Source organism: Carnobacterium sp. (assembly GCF_040274425.1).
Map to the genome: position 1 here is coordinate 1 of NZ_JBEMBC010000112.1, position 6,005 is coordinate 6,005.

A 6,005-nucleotide genomic window follows, 5' to 3' on the forward strand; every position below is an offset into this window, starting at 1 on the left:
TCCAGGTCCTGGTTTTGGGGTTTTATTAGCGTATATGTTGTTTGGTAAAGGAACTGCCAAAGCTTCTGCACCTGGTGCTGCGATCATCCAATTTATTGGAGGCATACATGAACTGTATTTTCCTTATGTGTTGATGAAGCCTTTAATGATTTTGGCAGTCATGGCAGGTGGAGTTGCGGGAACGTTAACCTTCACACTATTTGATACAGGTTTAGTTGCTACTGCATCACCTGGTTCTATCCTTTCAGTCATTGCGATGACGCCCAAAGGTGAATACTTGCAAATATTAGCTGGTGTGTTAGCATCAATTGTTGCGTCCTTTGTTGTTGCAATGCTTATTTTAAAAGCAGACCGTTCTGAAAATGAAGACTTTGAAAGCAATGTGACTAAAATGCAAGGAATGAAAGCTGAGTCAAAAGGTGTAGTTCTAAATACAGCTTCTACTAACACCATAACTGAATCTGAAAGTGTTGGACCAACGATTTCTTCAACAAATGTTAAGCGAATTATTTTTGCTTGTGATGCAGGAATGGGTTCCAGTGCCATGGGAGCATCCATTTTGAGAAATAAAGCAAAAAAAGCCGGTCTAGAAATACCGGTTACGAATTCAGCAATCAGTGATTTAGAAGATGAAGAAGGAACGTTAATTATTACGCAAATAGAATTAAATGCCAGAGCAAAACAACAAACACCAAGCGGAGTGCATGAAACAGTTGATAACTTCTTAAGTAGTCCTAAATACGATCAAGTTATTGAAAGTTTACTCCGTTCTTGATGATATAATAGCAGAGTAAGGAAAAAAGAGAGTAGGAACGAGGGAAAGAAATGTATTTTTCAATAAAGGAAAAGCAGCTATTGGAATTGCTTTTACTGAATAAAACAGGAATTTCTTTGGAGGTCTTGGCTAGAGAAATGGAAGTGAGCAGTCGAACAATTTACCGCGAACTGTCCATAGCTGAAGACACGTTGTCTCTTTATCAGATTGCTCTTAATAAAAAGTTAGGTACTGGTTTTTATTTAAGTGGTGAAAGAGAAGAATTAAAGCGATTGAAAAAAGATTTATTGAATACAGATCTTATCTTTGACTCGAAAGATCGTCAGAGTTACCTGATTTGCCAGTTGCTGCTGACAAAAGACAACGTTAAATTAATAGGATTGGCACAAGATTTTAATGTCAGTCTAGGAACAATTAACAATGATTTAACCAAAATAGCTGAAATCATTGAAGGATTTCAAATGACTTTGCAACGAGGAAAAGGCAAATCTGTTTCCATTAAAAGCGATGAAGAATCTTTGAGACTGATAGTTAGTAGCATCATTACTAGCAAGTTGAATGAATATGAGTTTCTTAATTTTTTTCAAAACGAGTACAATGAGGAGCATTTTGAGAGAGTAAAGAAGACTAGAATGCCTTTTTTATCATTTCTAACCTATCGGTATTTTAAAATAGCAACTCAAGTTACCTTTCGGATGAAGCAACACTTTTTTGAAGATATATCAAATAGTGGACTAATGCAATTTATCGTTATTTTAACATTGATTATTATGCGTTTGTCAGAAGAGAATCAGCTGAATGACATTCATTTTGAAGAAAAAGAAAATTCTATTCTCACTAAAGACATAACGGATTATGTGATTGAAGATATTTTTCAAGTAACAGAGTTGCAATTTTCAAGATTAGAACGAAGCTTTTTAAAAAAGGCTGTAAATGGTGTGCGTTTTTTTCAAAAACAAGATTTGTTTTCGGCAGACTATAATATGGAACTAACTTATCAAGTTAAAGATTTTATTCACCTAGTTGAAACAGAAGTTCATTGGAAATTTAGCAAAGATCATACACTTTTTTCTGGTTTGTTGTCACATATGGAATCTTTACTGAATCGTACGATTACGCAAGTTCTTCAAGTAGAAGATAGTTTGTATGCAACTATTCGGGAACGCTATCCCGAAATTTATAAAGGTGTAGTAACAGGGTTAGCCGGTGTTTTTCCAAATAAACGTTTTTCAGAAAATGATTATATTTATCTGGTTATTCACTTTGCTTCTTCCTGGGAAAATGACAAAAAAATATACGGATTAAAAGCGATGGTCATTTGTTCCAGCGGAATCGGAACCTCGAGGATATTAGAAAACCGATTGAACAAAAATTTTTCTGAGTTGAAAGAAGTAACAGCTGTTTCTCTTTCTGAGGTGAATGACTATGAGTTAACAGACTTTGATTTTATCTTTTCAACTATTTTCTTGCCGCAATTTTCGGTACGTTACCACTTGATCACGCCGATGCTTTTGAGTGAAGAATTAGTTAAGATTAAAGGATTAATAGATGAATGTATTGATCAAAAAAAGCATTATACATTAACCGATTCAATAAAAGAAATAAACAAACAGAGTAACGAAACGTTGCCCGCAGAAAGAACATTAAAGGAAATTCATCATCTATCCAAAACAGCATTAGGTATTTTAAATTATTTCTCCATTGAGTCTGTTGTGGGAAATCAGCCGTTAGAAGAAACACTTTTATGGATTTGCCGCCAACTACAAGATATTGGCGTTTTAATAGAAGCTGAAAATGTGCAACAAAAGTTAATTGAACGAGTAAATATTGCTCCGGTAGGAATACCTGGGACTCAAATGGGACTTTTTCATGTGAGAAATATTGATGTTGCTTCCAGTTATTTTGGGATCTATGAATTAGAACAAGAGGTACCCATCGTAGGAATCGACAGGAAAGATATGGTCTTGAAAAGAATATTGATAATGGTCGCACCTTACCCGTTAAATGTAATTGAACGTGAATTGTTAGGCTTGGTTAGTAGTATGGTAATCGAAAATGACAGTACCACAGCTTTATTTGACAAGGGCGAGGAAGAAGCGGTACGAAAGAAGATTGAAAAGGAATTTAAAGCCTATGTATTAAAAAAGACTCATTAAAAATAGAGGAGTGAATGGAAATGGCAGAATTAACAAAAGAGTTGATTGAATTAGGAGCAACAGCAAAAAACAAAGAAGAAGCTATTCGTTTAGTAGGTAATTTATTGGTTGAAAGCGGAGCAGTAAATAAAGATTATATTGAGAGCATGTTGGAAAGAGAAAAGACTGTATCTACTTACATGGGAAATTTTATCGCTATTCCCCATGGGACTGATAGTTCAAAAAAAGATATCTACAAAACAGCCATTTCGGTAGCAACCTTCCCAGATGGGATCGATTTTAGTGAAACAAGCGATGAAAACAAAGTCTTTGTTTTATTTGGAATCGCAGGTAAAGGCGACGAACATTTAGACTTGTTGTCGTCTATTGCTATCTTTTGTTCAGAAATTGAAAATGTGCAAAAATTGATTGAAGCTAATACACCAGAAGAAGTGATTGAATTATTGAAAACAGCAAATGAATAAGGTTTAATCGAAAAGAGTAAGGGAATAAACATTCAGTAATTGAGAAAAATAGGACATAAAAAGCTATGAGACGAGTTTATTTAAAACTTACCTCATAGTTTTTTTGTAGAGTTTAAACGGTTGTCGAGAGTATAAAATTTAAAATAAAGGAGCTTAAAAGAATACTTGTAGTTGACTAAATGAACGTATGTTCGTATAATTTAAGAGGAATGAGGTGATCAATATGGAAAAAGGAATATGCTTAAAAGGTTCAGTAGAAAAAATTAAAGTTTTGAAATTAGAAGAGGCTCCTTTGGTACGGTTTACATTAACCGTAAACGAGGCATGTAAGGAAAACTGTCTGATTAAGTCAAATGCTCTTAATTTTCTTTATTTGGTCACCGAAGGAAAAACAATTGTCTTATTTGGCAAGAGAAATAAACGGAATCAATTTGTTGTACAAAAATACCACATAGTATAAAACTTATACTTCAGAAAGAAGGGGATAATAATGAAAGTTTTAAAAGAAGGCATGTGGAAGAGACCATTAGAAGCAGCAGATTTATTAGAAAGAAAAGGATGCGACAATTTTACATTGCTGGAAGACAATATAAAAACGGGTGGACGATTGTATGAAATTTGGTGGTATTCCTATCAAGATAAAAATCATATTCTAGCAAAGGGTAAACTGTTTCCTTATCCATTGCATTTTTTTTTATTAGAAAAAGGCGATACATTTGAAGTAAACCACTTTAAACAGTACATAGAAACAGGAAAAATAAAAGAACAAGATTCCGTGCTATTTAAGCAAATTGGTTTTTGAGATATAGTAGAAGTAAAGAGGGAGAAAAGAAAGGTACGAGGCTAGAATAAAAGTTTCAGCAATAAAAAAAGCGTTCATTTGTGAAAAATGAACGCTTTTTTGTCTTTATAGTAAGTAATAAAGTAGCTTTTCAGCTAAATTACTTTCGTAGATTAAATTTATTATGTTATTTTATATCTATATTTGACTATTCATACTAAAATATATCCAAAAAGAATGCGTGAGATTAAATGCTTTTCGTCCCAAATTTTCAACTTATTGATTTTTAAATAATGTAATTGATAGTGAACGGAAAGTAGAATGCAATTATTTTTTAAACTAGACCAGATAAAGTATACTGATAATAAGAATAACTATTCAGTTGCTTATGCAAAAAATTGTCAATTAATTATGGGGTGAAAAAGATGTTCACAGACAAACGTTTAACCGAAGCATACAAGAAGGCTAGAGTAGAAGAATTTGACGAAAATTCAAAATATGTATTCTTTAGTGATGTCCATCGAGGCAATGGAAATATCTCAGATGAATTTACTCGAAACCGCAATATCTTTCTTCACGCTTTAAAGCAGTACTATAAAAACGGTTTTACTTATGTGGAAGCTGGCGATGGAGATGAACTGTTAGAATACTCTGATTTTACTTATACCAAAAATGCACATGATGAAGTGTTCGATATGATCAAAAAATTTTTTGATGATGATCGTTTAATAAAACTGTATGGCAATCACGATATTGCTTTAAAAAATCCTAAATTTGTTGAAAAGAACTATTATACAAATTACGATGAATACACAGAAGAATTTTTTGATTTTTTAAAAGGTCTTCAGCCTATTGAGGCACTCGTACTGAGATATAAAAAAACAGGGCAAGAAATTTTAACCGTACACGGTCATCAAGGTGATGCACCGAATGATCAATTTGCCTTTTTCACGATGTTATCTTTGAAATTCTTTTGGCGTTTTCTGCATGGATTTGGGATTCGAAACCCATCAAGTCCAGTAAAAAATGTCACTAAAAGACATAAAATCGAGAAAAACTTCAATAAATGGATTCGCAAAAATAAAATCATGCTTATTTGCGGCCATACTCACCGATTTAAATATCCGAAAGATAAAGAGCTTCCTTATTTCAATACAGGTTGTTGCGTTTACCCAACAATTATTACAGGAATTGAAATATCTGAAGGGCAAGTCCGGCTCGTACGTTGGGAGACTAAGGTGAGTAAAAAAGGTATTTTGACGATTGAAAAAGATACAATGCGAGGACCAGAACCAATCGAAGAATTTGATATGCGATTGGAAGGCTGGAATAAAAATAATAGTACGATATAAATCTAATTAATTTAAAAATTACATCCATAGTAAAGGGGCTGGGGAAAAACTCAGTCTCTGAATAAAGAAAATCCCCAACTCTTTCATTTTGAAGGAGTTGGGGATTTTTATCGTTTTAAAAGACACAGTGAGCCAAATACCTTATAATTTAAGTACGACTAAAAACCAAAGGAGTGACTCACCATGTATCAAAATTATAACACAATGGAAACGGCCTTAACACTACAATTGGATTTTACAATCCCGAATGATCATGAAGCCCGCCTCATTAGCCGTTTTGTCGATTCTATTCCTTCGGAATTTCTTCTTGAAGAGACGTCTCATACGGGACGCCCTGCCTTTCATCCCGCCATGCTTTTAAAGATGTGTTTGTTTGCCTATAGTCGCACAACCTTTTCTGGACGCAAAATGGAACGGATGAATGAAGAATCCATTCCTATGAAGTGGTTAACGGGCGATACTTCTGTTAGCTACAAG

General features: G+C 33.8%; 7 protein-coding genes. All 7 read left to right on the forward strand.

What is annotated here, in order from left to right; genetic code table 11:
- Positions 1–775 (forward strand): PTS sugar transporter subunit IIBC family protein (locus tag ABS911_RS13795; protein WP_502880548.1); only part of this gene is annotated, 775 nt, incomplete at its 5' end.
- A gap of 50 nt (positions 776–825) precedes the next feature.
- Positions 826–2,931, forward strand: a complete 2,106-nt coding sequence (locus tag ABS911_RS13800; protein ID WP_350468036.1) for a BglG family transcription antiterminator — start codon at positions 826–828, stop codon at positions 2,929–2,931.
- A 20-nt stretch (positions 2,932–2,951) separates the two neighbouring features.
- A complete protein-coding gene (locus ABS911_RS13805) occupies positions 2,952–3,395 on the forward strand; it encodes a PTS mannitol transporter subunit IIA (protein WP_023179146.1) in 444 nt (147 codons plus the stop codon).
- A gap of 223 nt (positions 3,396–3,618) precedes the next feature.
- Positions 3,619–3,855, forward strand: a complete 237-nt coding sequence (locus ABS911_RS13810) for a hypothetical protein (protein ID WP_301426727.1) — start codon at positions 3,619–3,621, stop codon at positions 3,853–3,855.
- Between the two features lie 30 nt (positions 3,856–3,885).
- Positions 3,886–4,197 (forward strand): hypothetical protein, encoded by a 312-nt coding sequence (locus ABS911_RS13815; RefSeq protein ID WP_301426728.1) that lies wholly within the window; start codon positions 3,886–3,888, stop codon positions 4,195–4,197.
- Positions 4,198–4,601: 404 nt separating this feature from the next.
- A complete protein-coding gene (locus ABS911_RS13820) occupies positions 4,602–5,528 on the forward strand; it encodes a metallophosphoesterase (protein WP_301426729.1) in 927 nt (308 codons plus the stop codon).
- Between the two features lie 183 nt (positions 5,529–5,711).
- A partial coding sequence (locus ABS911_RS13825; protein ID WP_350468037.1) for a transposase occupies positions 5,712–6,005 on the forward strand: 294 nt, incomplete at its 3' end.

Coding starts and splice junctions, on each gene's coding strand:
- ABS911_RS13800 (WP_350468036.1), top strand. CDS start 826: ATGTATTTTTCAATAAAGGAAAAGCAGCTATTGGAATTGCTTTTACTG.
- ABS911_RS13805 (WP_023179146.1), top strand. CDS start 2,952: ATGGCAGAATTAACAAAAGAGTTGATTGAATTAGGAGCAACAGCAAAA.
- ABS911_RS13810 (WP_301426727.1), top strand. CDS start 3,619: ATGGAAAAAGGAATATGCTTAAAAGGTTCAGTAGAAAAAATTAAAGTT.
- ABS911_RS13815 (WP_301426728.1), top strand. CDS start 3,886: ATGAAAGTTTTAAAAGAAGGCATGTGGAAGAGACCATTAGAAGCAGCA.
- ABS911_RS13820 (WP_301426729.1), top strand. CDS start 4,602: ATGTTCACAGACAAACGTTTAACCGAAGCATACAAGAAGGCTAGAGTA.